Source organism: Escherichia sp. 20412-1 (assembly GCF_003027595.1).
Taxonomy (GTDB): Bacteria; Pseudomonadota; Gammaproteobacteria; order Enterobacterales; family Enterobacteriaceae; genus Escherichia; species Escherichia marmotae.
This window is the reverse complement of record NZ_PYQM01000006.1, coordinates 73,952-90,529: the sequence shown is the minus strand read 5'-3', so window position 1 is coordinate 90,529 and position 16,578 is coordinate 73,952. Positions and strand designations below refer to the sequence as shown.

The following is a 16,578-nucleotide window of genomic DNA, read 5'->3' as shown; positions in this document are numbered from 1 at the left end:
AGTTCCAATTGATATATATCAAACAAAATAACCCTGATTAATGAATTATTACGTTTATTATGTTAATTCATCATTATTACATCAGCACTGTAAATAATTAAATTAATTTCCATAACATTAAAATATGTATCCACTGACGCTTTTTTACATAACGAAGAATTGACCATTTTTTCCTGATGTGCCTTAATGTAAGTACCGTCTCCTGAGTGGGACATACTTCAAGGAACCTTTTGTGAGTCAGGCAACCAGTATGCGAAAACGACACCGATTTAACAGTCGTATGACCCGTATCGTACTACTCATTAGCTTTATCTTCTTCTTTGGCCGCTTTATCTACTCGTCCGTCAGTGCCTGGCAGCATCATCAGAGCAAAAAAGAAGCTCAACAATCCACACTCTCTATCGAATCATCGGTACAACGTTAGCGGTTACCTTCGTCATCCTTCCTGAACAAGACGGCTCAATGTTGTCAGATGCTGTTGCTCTTTGTTGTTATCAAAGCGGCAAGCATTCTTTCACCTTAAATCTCGCCTCTTTGCCCTGACTGACGATCATCTTGCCTAAGGACGGAATAAACATTAAATTAATATATATATTTCAATTATATTTTTTATTAATTTATTATCCTGGTGAATTTTAATAAATTAAATCTATTCCTTTATCCGCAATACATTTACTTTCTTCTTTTGATGATCTTAAATGTCTTATTTTTCGTAATGTGTACAACAAGGAATAGTGATGAAATTTAAAAAATGTTTTCTGCCTGTGGCAATTTTAGCGTCATTCACCCTGGCAGGATGCCAGTCAAATGCTGACGACCATGCCGCCGATGTCTATCAAACCGATCAACTGAATACAAAGCAAGAAACTAAAACCGTTAATATTATCTCCATTCTTCCCGCAAAAGTTGCCGTAGATAACTCACAAAATAAACGGAATGCGCAAGCCTTTGGCGCACTTATTGGCGCTGTCGCAGGCGGCGTTATCGGCCATAACGTTGGATCTGGTAGTAACTCCGGAACAACGGCTGGTGCAGTTGGTGGCGGAGCTGTAGGCGCGGCAGCGGGTACTATGGTGAATGATAAAACCTTAGTGGAAGGTGTCTCTTTAACTTATAAGGAAGGCACCAAAGTGTACACCTCCACCCAGGTGGGTAAAGAATGCCAGTTCACAACGGGTTTAGCCGTTGTTATTACCACCACTTATAACGAAACGCGTATTCAGCCAAATACAAAATGTCCTGAAAAGAGCTAACTATCAGGAGGACTCATGAAGAAAGTTTTTCTTTGCGCCGCCATATTAGCTGCTGTTAGTAGCCCGGCTTTCGCCTCTTCATTACAGGATCAACTCTCTGCGGTCGCAGAAGCTGAACAGCAAGGCAAAAATGAAGAACAAAGGCAGCATGACGAATGGGTTGCGGAGCGCAACAGGGAAATCCAGCAAGAGAAGCAACGGCGCGCAAACGCTCAGGCCGCAGCGAATAAAAGAGCGGCAGCAGCAGCAGCGGATAAAAAAGCTCGCCAGGATAAACGGGACGCCGAATTCACTGCGGATAAAAAGCGCGATCAAAGTTATGAAGATGAGCTGCGCAACTTAGAGATTCAGAAGCAAAAACTGGCGCTGGCAAAAGAAGAAGCGCGCGTTAAGCGTGAGAACGAATTTATCGATCAGGAACTGAAACACAAAGCAGCGCAAACCGATGTTGTACAATCTGAAGCTGACGCTAACAGGAATATGACTGAAGGTGGTCGTGATTTGATGAAAAGCGTGGGTAAAGCAGAAGAGAATAAATCAGACAGTTGGTTTAATTAATCGTCTTTCCACTACCAGGCCTGTAATTCGTGAGGATTATGGGCTTTTTAATTGCATAAAAAACCCTCCAGTGGATGAACAGAGGGTTTTGTTACCAAAATATGCTGAAGCCTCGTACGAATAGAAAACCTCAGCATTTAGTGTTCGGGTTTATTCCCACTCAATAGTAGCTGGCGGCTTACCGCTGATGTCATACACCACGCGGGAAATACCATTCACTTCATTGATAATACGGTTGGAAACGCGCCCTAAGAAATCATACGGCAGGTGCGCCCAGTGTGCGGTCATAAAGTCGATGGTTTCGACAGCACGCAGAGAGACAACCCAGTCATATTTACGACCATCGCCCATTACGCCTACGGAGCGTACTGGCAGGAAGACAGTGAATGCCTGGCTGACTTTGTCGTACAGATCAGCTTTACGCAGTTCTTCAATGAAGATGGCATCCGCACGGCGCAGCAGGTCGCAGTACTCTTTCTTCACTTCACCCAACACGCGAACGCCAAGGCCAGGCCCCGGGAACGGGTGGCGGTACAGCATGTCGTACGGCAGACCCAGCTCCAGACCAATCTTACGCACTTCGTCTTTGAACAGCTCTTTCAGCGGTTCAACCAGGCCCATCTTCATCTCTTTCGGCAGGCCGCCTACGTTGTGGTGAGATTTGATAACGTGCGCTTTACCCGTCGCAGAAGCGGCGGATTCAATAACGTCAGGGTAGATAGTCCCCTGCGCCAGCCACTTTACATCTTCCAGTTTCAGCGCTTCTTCATCGAATACTTCAACAAAGACGCGACCGATGATTTTACGTTTAGCTTCCGGATCGTTTTCACCCGCCAGCGCAGCCAGGAAACGCTCTTCTGCCGGAACGTGAATGATGTTCAGGCCGAAGCGATCACCAAACATATCCATTACCTGTTCAGCTTCATTCAGACGCAGCAGGCCGTTGTCGACGAATACGCAGGTCAGGTTTTTACCGATAGCACGGTGCAGAAGCATCGCAGTAACAGAAGAGTCCACGCCACCAGAGAGGCCAAGGATCACTTTATCATCGCCCACCTGCTCGCGAATGCGGGCTACGGCGTCATCGATAATTTTTGCTGGTGTCCACAGTGCTTCACACTGGCAGATATCGCGCACAAAACGCTCCAGCATACGCATCCCCTGACGGGTGTGAGTCACTTCCGGGTGGAACTGTACGCCATAGAAACGTTTTTCTTCGTTAGCCATTATGGCAAACGGGCAACTTTCGGTGCTGGCTACGGTAACGAAACCCTCAGGAATTGCAGTTACCTTATCGCCGTGGCTCATCCACACGTCAAGCAGCGGTTTGCCGTCTGCACTTAACGCATCTTCGATGCCACGAATGAGCGCGCTATCAGTTTGTACTTCAACCTGTGCATAACCAAACTCACGCTCGTTAGAGGCTTCAACATGGCCACCTAACTGCATCGCCATGGTCTGCATACCATAGCAAACGCCGAATACCGGTACGCCTGCTTCAAAGACATACTGCGGCGCTCGCGGGCTGTTTTCTTCGGTGGTGCTTTCCGGGCCGCCGGAAAGAATAATGCCGCTTGGGTTGAAGTCACGAATTTGTGCTTCTGTCACATCCCATGCCCACAGTTCACAGTAAACGCCCAGCTCACGCACGCGGCGCGCAACCAGTTGGGTGTACTGTGAACCGAAGTCCAGAATGAGGATGCGATGCTTATGAATGTTTTCCGTCATTGACGCTTATTCCGAGGCAAGTGAAACAGATAATATAAATCGCCCGACATGAAGTCGGGCGAAGAGAATCAGGAGCCCATACGGTAGTTCGGGGACTCTTTGGTGATGGTCACGTCATGAACGTGGCTTTCCTGAATGCCAGCACCGCTGATACGTACAAACTCCGCTTTAGTACGCAGTTCGTCGATAGTACCACAGCCGGTCAGGCCCATACAGGAGCGCAGACCGCCCATCTGCTGGTGGATGATCTCTTTCAGGCGACCTTTGTAAGCCACACGGCCTTCGATGCCTTCTGGCACCAGTTTGTCAGCGGCGTTGTCGCTCTGGAAGTAACGGTCAGAAGAACCTTTGGACATCGCGCCCAGAGAGCCCATACCACGGTAAGATTTATAAGAACGGCCCTGGTAGAGTTCGATTTCACCCGGAGATTCTTCCGTACCTGCCAGCATGGAGCCTACCATCACCGCGCTTGCGCCAGCAGCGATAGCTTTAGCGATATCGCCGGAGAAGCGAATACCACCGTCAGCGATAACTGGAATACCGGTGCCTTCCAGGGCTTCTACTGCGTCAGCAACGGCGGTGATCTGCGGAACACCTACGCCAGTGACGATACGGGTGGTACAAATAGAACCAGGGCCGATACCAACTTTAACCGCGCTACAACCGGCTTCCGCCAGCGCACGAGCGCCTGCAGCAGTGGCGACGTTACCGCCGATGATTTGCAGATCCGGGTATTTGGCTCGGGTTTCGCGAATACGTTGCAGAACACCTTCAGAGTGACCGTGAGAGGAGTCGATCAGCAGAACGTCAACACCAGCGGCCACCAGCGCATCAACACGCTCTTCGTTACCTGCGCCAGCACCAACCGCCGCACCAACACGCAGACGGCCTTGCTCGTCTTTACAGGCGTTCGGTTTACGCTCCGCTTTCTGGAAATCTTTCACGGTGATCATGCCAATCAGGTGGAATTCATCATCAACCACCAGCGCTTTCTCAACGCGTTTTTCGTGCATTTTGGTCAGCACAACTTCACGGGCTTCGCCTTCACGCACGGTCACCAAACGCTCTTTCGGCGTCATGTAAACGCTAACCGGCTGATTCAGGTCGGTCACAAAACGCACGTCACGACCGGTGATGATACCAACCAGTTCATTTTCTTCGGTTACTACCGGGTAGCCAGCAAAACCGTTACGCTCGGTCAGTTCTTTCACCTCGCGCAGAGTCGTGGTTGGCAGAACAGTCTGCGGGTCAGTCACCACGCCAGACTCGTGTTTTTTCACGCGGCGAACTTCTTCCGCCTGGCGTTCAATGGACATGTTTTTGTGGATAAAGCCAATACCGCCTTCCTGAGCCAGGGCAATAGCCAGGCGCGCTTCCGTTACGGTATCCATTGCTGCGGAAAGCATAGGGATGTTCAGACGAATAGTTTTCGTCAGTTGAGTGCTGAGGTCAGCGGTATTCGGCAGGACGGTAGAATGAGCAGGAACGAGGAGAACGTCGTCAAACGTCAGAGCTTCTTTAGCGATACGTAGCATGGGCAATATCTCGACCAGAGTGGTTAATAAATATTGCCGCGGCATTATACAGAGCGTAACCGATTGCATCTACCCCTTTTTGCAAAAAATGCTTGCTATCCCCTGCTGGCGGGTTACTATCGACTGAATAACTTGCTGATTTAGAATTTGATCTCGCTCACATGTTACCTTCTCAATCCCCTGCAATTTTTACCGTTAGTCGCCTGAATCAAACGGTTCGTCTGCTGCTTGAGCATGAGATGGGACAGGTATGGATCAGCGGTGAAATATCTAACTTCACGCAACCGGCTTCCGGTCACTGGTATTTTACGCTCAAAGACGATACCGCCCAGGTGCGCTGCGCAATGTTCCGTAACAGCAACCGCCGGGTAGCCTTTCGCCCACAGCACGGGCAACAGGTGCTGGTTCGCGCCAATATTACGCTGTATGAGCCGCGTGGTGACTATCAGATAATCGTTGAAAGTATGCAGCCCGCCGGTGAAGGCTTGTTGCAACAGAAGTATGAACAGCTAAAAGCGAAATTGCAGGCTGAAGGTTTGTTCGATCAACAGTTTAAGAAGCCACTCCCCTCCCCCGCGCACTGTGTAGGTGTCATCACCTCAAAAACCGGTGCCGCGTTGCACGATATTTTGCATGTGCTTAAACGCCGCGATCCGTCTCTACCCGTGATCATCTATCCTACCGCCGTACAGGGTGATGATGCGCCTGGGCAAATTGTTCGCGCCATTGAACTGGCGAATAAGCGCAACGAGTGCGACGTATTGATTGTCGGGCGCGGCGGCGGGTCGCTGGAAGATTTATGGAGTTTTAACGACGAACGCGTAGCGCGGGCGATTTTTGCCAGTCACATTCCGGTTGTCAGCGCCGTTGGACATGAAACTGATGTGACCATTGCCGATTTTGTTGCCGATTTACGAGCACCCACACCATCGGCTGCCGCCGAAGTGGTGAGCCGTAATCAGCAAGAATTACTCCGTCAGGTGCAATCTGCCCGTCAGCGACTGGAGATGGCGATGGATTATTATCTCGCCAATCGCACCCGGCGTTTTACACAGATTCATCATCGATTACAGCAGCAGCACCCACAGCTACGGCTGGCGCGTCAGCAAACCACTCTCGAACGTCTACAAAAGCGGATGAGCTTTGCACTGGAAAATCAGCTAAAACGTGTCGGACAGCAACAGCAGCGATTAACACAGCGACTAACCCAGCAAAATCCGCAGTCACGTATTCATCGCGCGCAAACGCGGATTCAGCAACTGGAATATCGTCTGGCGGAAGTGTTACACGCACAACTTAGCGTAACACGTGAACGTTTTGGTAATGCAGTAACACACCTGGAAGCCGTGAGCCCGCTGTCAACACTGGCGCGTGGATATAGCGTAACCAGCGCCGCCGATGGCACAGTGCTGAAACAGGTTAAGCAGGTCAAAGCGGGCGATACGTTGACCACGCGGTTAGGTGATGGCGTGGTGGTCAGCGAAGTCAGTTCAGTTATGAAAACCCGCAAACCACGTAAAAAAGCGGCTAATCCGTAGGCCGGATAAGATGCGCCAGTATCGCATCCGGCAATATCACCATGCCAACACCAGATATAATCCGGGCATCACTGAATGTACCCTGCCGTATTACTCATACTTCCACACTGTTTTGCTATATCACATTTGCCTGAATCAACTCAGTGTCCCAACGCCCAGGTTTCGTTGGCGACATTTGGTGCCACCACAACAACTGCACCAGAAGGTAATTCTGTTTTCAACAGAGGTCGATGTGTTTTTCAAACCCTTGTGTTGCAGAGTTGGTGATGTAATCGGCACTGCGTTCTTTAAATGAAGTTCCTTTATTATTTTGTGCTTCTTGTCGGGTCGCTTCGCTGCCGAACTCGAGCTATGGGTCGTTATTTTGTTTAATGTTTGTCTCCGGTGCGGCAATGGCTGCACCAGAGATCAGCATCATTACAATACAGTGCCCCCAATGCACCATCCCTGAATAATATATCAATACAAAAAATTAATAATGACAGGCAGTATATTCCACACATAAAGGAAAAATCACTCAAGCAAATATAAATACAATTTTAATTAAAATGGTCTAACCGATCTGTTTATCGACCAGACACTGATAAATCTAATTTTTATAGTGTGAATATAAATTTTAAATAAAACTTAATATTCAGGAAGGACAAACTCAACACGTTTGCGGGAAATAAGCCCGTGACCATTCTGACAGAAGTAATCTACCGCACCGCAGGCTTTGAGTACCTGCAAAGGCTGATGGCAATCAGGGCACAATGCCTGGAGAGAGAAATTTTTGTCACAGGTTTCACAATGAGCGATGTCACCATTACGCTCGAGAGGTTTCTGACAGATTGGGCAGTTGAGTTCCATATAAACTCCTTCGATAAGTTTCCCCCTACTTACGAGAGGGAAACTATAGATAAGTACTTACCTACTATTACTTATTTTTTTTGATGTGCTTCATCAGACGCTTGCGCTTACGCATCTGGGTCGGCGTCAGGGTGTTACGCTTGTTCGCATACGGGTTTTCCCCTTCTTTGAACTGAATACGAATCGGCGTACCCATCACATCCAGAGATTTGCGGAAGTAATTCATCAGATAACGCTTATAGGAATCCGGCAGGTCTTTTACCTGGTTGCCGTGGATTACCACAATCGGCGGGTTGTAACCACCGGCGTGGGCATATTTCAGCTTCACGCGACGACCGCGAACCAGCGGCGGCTGGTGGTCTTCAACAGCCATAGTCATGATACGCGTCAGCATAGACGTGCCTACGCGACGGGTAGAGCTGTCATACGCTTCACGCACTGATTCAAACAGGTTACCAACGCCACTACCATGCAACGCAGAGATAAAGTGCACGCGAGCAAAATCGATAAAGCCCAGACGGAAGTCCAGCGTCTCTTTCACCTGCTCCTTCACTTCCTGGCTCAGGCCATCCCACTTGTTCACCACAATCACAAGTGAGCGCCCACTATTGAGAATAAAGCCCAGCAGGGAGAGATCCTGATCGGAAATACCTTCGCGTGCATCAATCACCAGCATCACAACGTTGGCATCTTCAATTGCCTGCAACGTTTTGATTACCGAGAACTTCTCTACCGCATCGGTAATTTTGCCACGTTTACGTACGCCTGCTGTGTCAATGAGTACATACTCACGTCCATCACGTTCCATTGGAATGTAGATGCTGTCGCGCGTAGTCCCGGGCATGTCGTAAACCACCACGCGCTCTTCACCGAGAATACGGTTAGTGAGTGTAGACTTACCCACGTTCGGACGACCCACTATCGCCAGTTTGATCGGCAGACTTTGCGGATCGAAGTCGTCTTCCTCTTCTTCTTCCTCGCCATTCTCTTGCGCTTCAAATTGCGCCCAATATTCCGCGTCTTCATCCACTTCTTCTTGCGGCGCGATATCTTCCATCCACGGCAGCAGAACATGCTCAAGCAGACTCAAAACACCACGACCATGCGAAGCGGCAATCGGGTAGATTTCACCTAAACCAAGTGAATAAAAATCAACGATTGCTTGATCCGGATCCAGTCCGTCAGTTTTATTCGCCACCAGGAAGGTTGGCTTTTCGCGGGAACGCAGATGTTTGGCAATGGCTTCATCCGCTGGCATCAGACCCGCGCGTGCATCCACCATAAACAGCACCACATCCGCCTCTTCAATCGCCAGCAGCGATTGTTCCGCCATGCGGGTTTCTACACCGTCTTCTGTGCCGTCAATCCCGCCGGTATCAATACAGATAAACTCGCGGCCTTCAATTTCCGCACGACCGTACTTACGGTCACGAGTCAGACCCGGGAAATCCGCAACCAGCGCATCTCGGGTGCGAGTTAGACGGTTAAATAACGTGGATTTTCCTACGTTAGGGCGCCCGACAAGCGCGACCACAGGTACCATGTTTAAAGCCTCATTTTTATAAATCATCAGACAACGCCCGCAATTTTCGCGTCGTTGTTAAAAACAGGAAAACGGCCCCTGTCCAGGAGCCGTTTTCAAAGTGAACGACAGAGACGATTAACGTGTAATGGAATACACGGTCCCGTCTTTTGCCTGGATCAGCAGTTTGCCATCAGCGGCAACCGGGTCAGTCTGGAAACCGGAGCTATCAACTTTTTGCTGGGCAACGAAACGGCCATCTTCAACGTTAATCCAGTGCAGATAACCTTCGCTGTCACCCACCACCAGATTGCCATTATACAGCACCGGGGACGTCAGCAGGCGATGCAGCAGATCGCTTTGAGTCCACAGTGTAACGCCACCGTCGATGGTCAGCGCCATCACCCGGTCATTTTGATCGACCAGATAGATGCGGTTGCCGTCGACGATGAAATCATTCACCGAACCCAACTCGCGTTTCCACATAATCTGACCACTGCGCAAATCAAGCGCCGTCAGGTTACCATTATAGGCCAGCGCGAAAACAACACCGTTCACCACAACCGGCGTAGTATCAACATCGCTCAAACGGTCGATTTCGGTAGAACCGGTCGCCTGGGAGATACGCTGCTGCCAAATCATCTGTCCCTGCTGCATCAACACAGCACTGACGCGACCATTATCACCACCGACCACTGCCGCACCAAATGCAGTTGCTGGCGCAGACTCGCCACGCAGAGAGAGCGAAGGCATATCGAGGTTAACTGTCCATTTAACAGCGCCGTCAGCTTCGTTCAACGCCTGCAACTGACCGTTGCTGGTGTGAATCAAAACCAGACCGTCACTGACTACCGGACGAGAAAGTGCTTCACCCGCTACTTTGGTTTGCCATGCAACAGTACCATCGCTGGTGTTCAGCGCGTAAACCTGCGCTTTTTCGCTGCCAATATAGACATGACCACCCGCGACGGTCACGCCGCCGGAAAGTAACGCAGGCTCTTTAGATAACCAGCCATCTTTCTCGGCCAGACTGACAGACCAGATTTCTTTGCCGTCATCCGCATTCATCGCTTTAACCAAACCAGCGCGATCGGCAGCATAGACAACGTTATCCGCCAATGCCGGATGAAGATTAGAGTAGAAGTTACCAATGCCGCTACCAACGGAAGTGCTCCACGCCGTGGTCGGCGTAAACTGGTTTTCAACGGTCGGTAATGGGGACATCTTCACCACATCTTCTTCACTGTTAAACAGCGAACAGCCGCTTAAAAGGGTAACGGAAAGCATTCCTGGCAGCAGTAATTTACGCAATTGCATCGGGTCCCTCTCAGATGGACAAATTATTAATTTTCATCTGCATCATTTCACTCAGTGCCGGGGTAACATCGCTTTTCACGCCTGTTTCCCACGCACTACGCGCACCTTGCTTATCACCTTTGCTCAGCAATGCTTCACCACGCAGGTCAGCAACAATAGCAGCCCAACCTTCACCTTTAATGGTATCGAGGGTTTTCAGCGCGGCATCAGCCTGCTTGAGCTGCACCTGAACTCGGGCAAGACGCAGATTTATCACGGCTTTGAGATTTTCATCGCTCGTGTCCGCCAACCCTTGTTGTAATTGGGTGGCAGCTTTCTCTAGTTCATTTTTGTCAACAAATTGCTGCGCAAGTTCCAAAGAAGCCAGCGCGCCATAAGTATTTTTATTTTCAGCAGCGAATTTTTCCGCCGCCGGGATGCTGTCCGGTTTGCCTTCGCTCACTGCGGTAACCGCATTTTGATAAGCAAGAGAAGTGGATCGTGAGGACTCAACCTGATGGCTGTTCCAGTAGCGCCAGCCAATCAGTGCGCCAACACCTAAAATCACCCCAACAGCCAGTGCTTTGCCATTTTCAGCAAAAAAGCGTTTAACTGCTTCAACCTGGTCGTTTTCGTTCTCGTAAATTTCCACGCTGTCCTTCTCCTTCCTTAACCCAGTAACGTGCGCAAATGCGCGGCCACGCTATCCTGCGCAACTGCCGTTTGCTCACCAGAGCGCAAATCCTTCACCACTGCCGTGCCGTTGGCCACTTCGGACTCACCCAGCACCACAGCAACACATGCGCCCCATTTATCAGCACGGGCAAACTGTTTCTTAAAGTTGCCGCCGCCGTGGTTGGTCATCAATTTCACGCCAGGTAATTCATCACGCAGACGCTCAGCTAATGCCATAGCCGCAGATTGAATATCAGCACCTGAGGCCACCAGGTATATATCGACAACAGGATCGGCTTTAAATTCCGGATTAACTGCCTGAACTAACAACACAAGACGTTCGAGGCCCATTGCAAAACCCACTGCCGGTGTTGCGCGTCCGCCCAGTTGTTCCACCAGACCGTCATAACGACCGCCTGCGCACACTGTGCCCTGAGAACCAAGACTGTTAGTCACCCACTCGAAAACGGTACGGTTGTAGTAATCCAGACCACGAACCAGACGCTGATTTACGGTGTAGGCGATACCTGCACTCTCCAGCAGTTTGCAAAGACCAGCAAAGTGCTCGCGAGACTCTTCGTCCAGATAATCGCCCAACGCCGGAGCATCGTTAAGTAGCGCCTGCACTTCCGGATTCTTGGAGTCCAGCACGCGCAGCGGGTTGGTATACATGCGGCGTTTGCAGTCTTCGTCCAGCTTTTCTTTATGCTGTTCGAGGAAAGCAACCAGCGCATCGCGGTAATTGGCACGCGCTTCCAGCGAACCAATTGAGTTCAGCTCGAGGGTAACGTGTTCAGAGATACCCAGCGCGCGCCACCAGCGGGCGGTGAGCATAATCAGTTCGGCGTCGATATCCGGGCCTTGCAGACCGAAGACTTCGCAGCCCAACTGATGGAACTGACGATAACGCCCTTTTTGCGGACGCTCGTGACGGAACATTGGCCCGATATACCACAGACGCTGTTCCTGATTGTACAGAAGACCATGCTCGATGCCGGCGCGTACACAGCCCGCCGTCCCTTCAGGGCGCAAAGTCAGGCTGTCGCCATTGCGATCCTCAAAGGTGTACATCTCTTTTTCAACCACGTCGGTGACTTCACCAATCGCACGTTTGAATAGCGGGGTCTGCTCTACAATCGGCAAGCGGATTTCACTGTAACCGTAGCTGCCGAGCACGTTTTTCAGTGTGCCTTCAATGCGCTGCCAGATGGCCGTTTCGCCAGGCAGGTAATCGTTCATGCCGCGAATGGCTTGAATGTTTTTTGCCACGTTTATTCTCTTTCTGAATATAAAAATGAACCCTCAACGCTTCCCTCAATATTTCGGGAGCCATGCGGGTTCAATCATACACGGGAAGCGAGACGCTTCCCATCACGTTATTATTTTTCAACCTGCTGAACGTCAATTCGACGCGCTTCGTCCAGTTGGCTGGCTTTTGCACGAATGCGTGCTTCCAACTGGTCGATCATGTCGTTGTTGTCCAGACGGTCTTTGCGCACGCCATCTTCATAGAGGCCGCTTTTCTTGTTGCCGCCCGTGACGCCAAGCGTGGAAACCAACGCCTCGCCAGGACCGTTCACCACACAGCCGATGATAGAAACGTCCATCGGGGTGATGATATCTTCCAGACGCTGCTCCAGCGCGTTGACCGTACCAATAACGTCGAATTCCTGACGAGAACAGGTCGGACAGGCAATGAAGTTGATCCCGCGCGAACGGATCCGCAGCGATTTCAAAATATCAAAACCGACTTTGATCTCTTCAACCGGATCTGCCGCCAGTGATACGCGCAGCGTATCGCCAATGCCTTCCGACAACAGCAGACCTAAACCAATAGCGGATTTCACTGCCCCGCTACGTGCGCCACCGGCTTCGGTAATACCCAGATGCAACGGCTGATCGATCTGTTTTGCCAACAGACGGTAAGACTCCACGGCCAGGAAGACGTCAGACGCTTTCACGCTGACTTTGAACTGATCAAAGTTCAGGCGATCGAGATGATCAACATGACGCATAGCGGATTCCAGCAGCGCATGCGGCGTCGGTTCGCCATATTTTTCTTGCAGATCTTTTTCCAACGATCCGGCGTTAACGCCAATACGAATCGGAATGTTTTTATCGCGCGCGCAGTCAACCACCATGCGAATACGCTCTTCATTGCCGATATTACCAGGGTTAATGCGCAAGCAATCAACGCCATATTCCGCCACTTTCAGCGCAATGCGATAGTCGAAGTGGATGTCGGCCACCAGCGGCACATTAACCTGCTGCTTGATAAGTTTGAACGCTTCTGCAGCGTCCATCGTCGGTACAGAGACGCGAACGATATCGGCACCGACACGTTCCAGCGCCTTGATTTGATTGACCGTCGCTTCGACATCCGTCGTGCGCGTATTAGTCATGGACTGTACGGCGATGGGAGCACCATCGCCAATCGGCACATTCCCAACGTAAATACGTGTTGATTTTCTACGTTGAATTGGAGCCTGGTTATGCATGAAAAATCTCCCGCGTTACCCGTCTGTTACTGCGCCGGTGATTGTTCGGCATTTAGGGTCAGACGCGCAACCTGGTTAGTTCTGATAAAACGACTCAGATCGACAGGTTTCCCTTGATACTGGATCTGCACTGCGGCTGGCGCACCAATTTTCAGTTTATACGGTGCCTGACCGGCTAAATTCAAATTACCGCCTTTACGTTGCATCCCGCTGAACAGTTTTTTACCGGTAGCATCGGTAACTTCCAGCCAGCAATCGGCGGTAAAGTTCATGACCAGTGCATTAGGATCAGCCGCTGGCGTTGTTACAGCAGCCTGATCGGTTGGCAATGATGCTGCGGCATCTGGCGTCGTTGTTGCAACCGGAGCCGCCGGTGTAGTAGTGGCCGCAGTATCAACATTCGCCTGCGAAGGAGGAACAACCGCGTTCTGCTGTGGATCTACAGCAGGAACTGGCGTCGTCACGGCTGGCGCTTGCGTGTTCGTAACGGTGGTCTCCGCCGCCGATGGCGACGTAGTGGTACTGTTCTGATCAGTAGCCGTATCTAACGGTACACTCTGGCTCTGGTTATTATTCAATTCCGCGGTAGATTGATCAGCCATCGTGGTGATCTCTTCCTGCTGGGCTTTGTGATCCTGCCACCACCAGGCACCACTCAGGCCAATCACTACAAACAGAACCAGCCAGGTAAAGGTCATCAACCAGCCATCGCGTTTTTTACGTCGCTTCCCGAGGGAGAAACTCTGCATCGGCGCAACTTTTGCGGCCCGCAGAGGTGCCTGCTTTTCCAGCCCTGGCAGCAGTTCTTCTTCTGGAATATGGACCAGACGCGCATAAGAGCGGATATACCCGCGCAAGAATGTTGAAGCAAGATCGGCTGGTGCCTTATCTTCTTCAATGTCGCGTACCGTGGAAACCTTCAAACAAAGTCGTTCGGCAACGGCTTGCTGGCTAAGTCCAATTTGTTCACGGGCATTACGCAAGCGAGCGCCGGTGGTAAGTGCTTCATTTTGATCGTGCGTGGCTTCAGTATTCATTCGCTGCAGGTACGTTTAAATGAGAATTGGGATGCCGGTGAACCATCACGCCCACCCACACCGCGAAACATCTGTAAGGTTAACCTTTATCATACAGTATAAGACTGTCTGTGTGCTCGTGACAAAGCCCACGTGAATCAAAGCTAACTTACTGTTGCATCGTTACATACTGCCTTAAAGTCAGCAAAAACGCACCGTTAATATTGATCAGACAATTGCAACTTAATGCGACATTCATAAAACATTACGCCACGGTACATAAAGTAACCGTGGCGTAATGGCTATCAGACCGTTTTAATGTCGATGGTTTCACCCTGCATCCGTTTACGCAGAGTACGTTTAGTACGGTCGATGACATCTCCCGCTAACTGGCCACAAGCGGCGTCGATATCATCACCACGGGTTTTACGCACAATGGTGGTGAAACCGTAGCTCATCAGTACTTTTGAGAAGCGATCGATACGGCTGTTCGAGCTACGACCATACGGCGCACCCGGGAACGGGTTCCACGGAATCAGGTTGATCTTACACGGCGTATCTTTCAGCAGCTCCGCCAGTTGGTGCGCGTGTTCAGTACCGTCATTAACGTGGTCGAGCATCACGTACTCGATAGTAACACGGCCCTGGTTAGCGTTGGATTTCTCCAGATAACGGCGCACCGCAGCAAGGAAAGTTTCGATATTGTACTTTTTATTGATCGGTACAATTTCGTCACGAATTTCATCATTTGGTGCATGCAGAGAGATTGCCAGTGCAACGTCAATCATATCGCCCAGTTTATCCAGCGCCGGAACCACGCCCGAAGTAGAGAGCGTCACGCGGCGTTTAGACAGGCCAAAGCCAAAGTCATCGAGCATGATTTCCATCGCCGGAACCACATTGTTCAGGTTAAGCAGCGGCTCGCCCATGCCCATCATAACAACGTTAGTGATTGGGCGCTGACCGGTGATTTTTGCTGCGCCGACGATTTTCGCCGCCCGCCACACCTGGCCGATAATTTCCGACACCCGCAGGTTACGGTTAAAGCCCTGCTGGGCGGTGGAACAGAATTTACACTCCAGCGCACACCCTACCTGCGAAGAGACACAAAGTGTGGCTCGGTCATCTTCCGGGATATACACCGTTTCGACGCGCTGATCGCCCACGGCAATCGCCCATTTAATGGTGCCGTCAGATGAGCGCTGTTCTTCAACCACTTCCGGTGCGCGGATTTCCGCCACCTCTTTCAGCTTGCCGCGCAACACTTTGTTGATGTCGGTCATCTCATCAAAGTTGTCGCAGCAATAATGATACATCCACTTCATCACCTGATCGGCGCGGAAGGGTTTTTCACCTAACTCTTTAAAAAACTCCCGCATCTGCTGACGGTTGAGATCCAGCAGGTTGATTTTCCCATCTTTCGTGGTGACGTTTTCAGGTGTGACTAATTGTTCAGACATATGCTATTCCGGCCTCGTTATTACACGTTATGGCCCCTGGAGGGTTGAAAAAAGAAACGCCCCGGTGAGCGGCTGCTCGTCCGGGGGCGCTGCATTGTACAAATTCTGGCGCACGGATGCCACGTTTGCTCGCGGCATTTACGAAATTATTAACGCGTGCGCGGACACACTTCGCCTTCACCGAAGAAATAAGCGATTTCGCGAGCGGCAGATTCTACGGAATCAGAACCGTGGGTGCCGTTTTCAGTCAGGCTGTCAGCGTAATCAGCACGCAGAGTACCCGCCAGCGCATTTGCCGGGTTGGTTGCGCCGAGCAGATCGCGGTGACGCTGAACCGCATTTTCGCCTTCCAGCACAGAAACCACGATCGGGCCAGAGGTCATGAACTCAACCAGACCATCAAAGAACGGTTTTCCATCGTGTTCAGCATAAAAACCACGAGCCTGTTCAACGGTCAGGTGCAGCATTTTAGTGCCGACAATTTTGAACCCTGCAGCTTCGAAGCGCGCAAAGATACTACCAATGACGTTTTTTGCTACCGCGTTCGGTTTGATGATGGAAAAAGTACGTTCAATAGCCATTTTTACCTCTGTAAATTGTTCTGTTGTTGTCTGTACCAGCGTACGAGATGGCGCGGATTATAATGAGCA

At 50.5% G+C, this 16,578-nt stretch carries 16 protein-coding genes; 4 read left to right on the top strand and 12 right to left on the bottom strand.

The window, feature by feature from the left end; genetic code table 11:
• Positions 1–62: 62 nt before the first annotated feature.
• Positions 63–215: a hypothetical protein gene (locus C7B16_RS24775; protein WP_000019728.1), complete on the bottom strand. Its 153-nt coding sequence runs from the start codon at positions 213–215 to the stop codon at positions 63–65.
• Between the two features lie 17 nt (positions 216–232).
• Between C7B16_RS24775 and C7B16_RS06730 the strand changes: the two genes are divergently transcribed.
• The 3 genes from C7B16_RS06730 to C7B16_RS06720 all read left to right on the top strand — a co-directional run bounded on the left by C7B16_RS06730 (position 233) and on the right by C7B16_RS06720 (position 1,811).
• Positions 233–424, top strand: coding sequence for a YfgG family protein (locus tag C7B16_RS06730; protein WP_000076002.1), 192 nt, complete (start codon positions 233–235; stop codon positions 422–424).
• Positions 425–734: 310 nt separating this feature from the next.
• Positions 735–1,253, top strand: coding sequence for a glycine zipper 2TM domain-containing protein (locus tag C7B16_RS06725; RefSeq protein WP_010378956.1), 519 nt, complete (start codon positions 735–737; stop codon positions 1,251–1,253).
• Between the two features lie 15 nt (positions 1,254–1,268).
• Positions 1,269–1,811, top strand: a complete 543-nt coding sequence (locus tag C7B16_RS06720) for a DUF5384 family protein (protein ID WP_000755156.1) — start codon at positions 1,269–1,271, stop codon at positions 1,809–1,811.
• 150 nt (positions 1,812–1,961) lie between these two features.
• On the opposite strand, the gene guaA is transcribed toward C7B16_RS06720, so the two are convergent.
• A complete protein-coding gene (gene guaA, locus C7B16_RS06715; protein ID WP_000138266.1) occupies positions 1,962–3,539 on the bottom strand; it encodes a glutamine-hydrolyzing GMP synthase in 1,578 nt (525 codons plus the stop codon).
• A gap of 68 nt (positions 3,540–3,607) precedes the next feature.
• Entirely contained in the window at positions 3,608–5,074 is a 1,467-nt protein-coding gene (gene guaB, locus C7B16_RS06710; protein WP_001516870.1) for an IMP dehydrogenase, read from the bottom strand.
• 161 nt (positions 5,075–5,235) lie between these two features.
• On the opposite strand from guaB, the gene xseA reads away from it, so the two are divergent.
• Positions 5,236–6,612, top strand: coding sequence for an exodeoxyribonuclease VII large subunit (gene xseA, locus C7B16_RS06705; RefSeq protein ID WP_016249069.1), 1,377 nt, complete (start codon positions 5,236–5,238; stop codon positions 6,610–6,612).
• 627 nt (positions 6,613–7,239) lie between these two features.
• Here the strand turns inward: xseA and C7B16_RS06700 are convergent.
• The 9 genes from C7B16_RS06700 to ndk all read right to left on the bottom strand — a co-directional run bounded on the left by C7B16_RS06700 (position 7,240) and on the right by ndk (position 16,509).
• A complete protein-coding gene (locus C7B16_RS06700; protein ID WP_000422354.1) occupies positions 7,240–7,461 on the bottom strand; it encodes a zinc ribbon domain-containing protein in 222 nt (73 codons plus the stop codon).
• A gap of 67 nt (positions 7,462–7,528) precedes the next feature.
• A complete protein-coding gene (gene der / locus C7B16_RS06695; protein ID WP_001516872.1) occupies positions 7,529–9,004 on the bottom strand; it encodes a ribosome biogenesis GTPase Der in 1,476 nt (491 codons plus the stop codon).
• 117 nt (positions 9,005–9,121) lie between these two features.
• A complete protein-coding gene (gene bamB / locus C7B16_RS06690; protein ID WP_001177078.1) occupies positions 9,122–10,300 on the bottom strand; it encodes an outer membrane protein assembly factor BamB in 1,179 nt (392 codons plus the stop codon).
• 10 nt (positions 10,301–10,310) lie between these two features.
• Complete coding sequence (gene yfgM / locus C7B16_RS06685; protein ID WP_000409215.1) at positions 10,311–10,931, bottom strand: ancillary SecYEG translocon subunit YfgM; 621 nt, start codon at positions 10,929–10,931, stop codon at positions 10,311–10,313.
• Positions 10,932–10,948: 17 nt separating this feature from the next.
• Positions 10,949–12,223, bottom strand: a complete 1,275-nt coding sequence (gene hisS, locus C7B16_RS06680; protein ID WP_107179512.1) for a histidine--tRNA ligase — start codon at positions 12,221–12,223, stop codon at positions 10,949–10,951.
• A gap of 110 nt (positions 12,224–12,333) precedes the next feature.
• Entirely contained in the window at positions 12,334–13,452 is a 1,119-nt protein-coding gene (gene ispG / locus C7B16_RS06675; RefSeq protein WP_016262255.1) for a flavodoxin-dependent (E)-4-hydroxy-3-methylbut-2-enyl-diphosphate synthase, read from the bottom strand.
• A gap of 26 nt (positions 13,453–13,478) precedes the next feature.
• Entirely contained in the window at positions 13,479–14,489 is a 1,011-nt protein-coding gene (rodZ, locus tag C7B16_RS06670) for a cytoskeleton protein RodZ (RefSeq protein ID WP_107179511.1), read from the bottom strand.
• Between the two features lie 284 nt (positions 14,490–14,773).
• Entirely contained in the window at positions 14,774–15,928 is a 1,155-nt protein-coding gene (locus tag C7B16_RS06660) for a bifunctional tRNA (adenosine(37)-C2)-methyltransferase TrmG/ribosomal RNA large subunit methyltransferase RlmN (protein ID WP_000003330.1), read from the bottom strand.
• A 149-nt stretch (positions 15,929–16,077) separates the two neighbouring features.
• A complete protein-coding gene (gene ndk, locus C7B16_RS06655) occupies positions 16,078–16,509 on the bottom strand; it encodes a nucleoside-diphosphate kinase (protein WP_000963841.1) in 432 nt (143 codons plus the stop codon).
• Between the last annotated feature and the right edge of the window lie 69 nt (positions 16,510–16,578).

Excerpts from the sequence above, each read along its gene's own strand:
- rodZ (WP_107179511.1), bottom strand. The coding sequence starts at position 14,489 with ATGAATACTGAAGCCACGCACGATCAAAATGAAGCACTTACCACCGGC.
- der (WP_001516872.1), bottom strand. The coding sequence starts at position 9,004 with ATGGTACCTGTGGTCGCGCTTGTCGGGCGCCCTAACGTAGGAAAATCC.
- ndk (WP_000963841.1), bottom strand. The coding sequence starts at position 16,509 with ATGGCTATTGAACGTACTTTTTCCATCATCAAACCGAACGCGGTAGCA.
- C7B16_RS06700 (WP_000422354.1), bottom strand. The coding sequence starts at position 7,461 with ATGGAACTCAACTGCCCAATCTGTCAGAAACCTCTCGAGCGTAATGGT.
- C7B16_RS06720 (WP_000755156.1), top strand. The coding sequence starts at position 1,269 with ATGAAGAAAGTTTTTCTTTGCGCCGCCATATTAGCTGCTGTTAGTAGC.
- xseA (WP_016249069.1), top strand. The coding sequence starts at position 5,236 with ATGTTACCTTCTCAATCCCCTGCAATTTTTACCGTTAGTCGCCTGAAT.
- guaB (WP_001516870.1), bottom strand. The coding sequence starts at position 5,074 with ATGCTACGTATCGCTAAAGAAGCTCTGACGTTTGACGACGTTCTCCTC.
- guaA (WP_000138266.1), bottom strand. The coding sequence starts at position 3,539 with ATGACGGAAAACATTCATAAGCATCGCATCCTCATTCTGGACTTCGGT.
- bamB (WP_001177078.1), bottom strand. The coding sequence starts at position 10,300 with ATGCAATTGCGTAAATTACTGCTGCCAGGAATGCTTTCCGTTACCCTT.
- C7B16_RS06660 (WP_000003330.1), bottom strand. The coding sequence starts at position 15,928 with ATGTCTGAACAATTAGTCACACCTGAAAACGTCACCACGAAAGATGGG.
- C7B16_RS24775 (WP_000019728.1), bottom strand. The coding sequence starts at position 215 with ATGTCCCACTCAGGAGACGGTACTTACATTAAGGCACATCAGGAAAAA.
- ispG (WP_016262255.1), bottom strand. The coding sequence starts at position 13,452 with ATGCATAACCAGGCTCCAATTCAACGTAGAAAATCAACACGTATTTAC.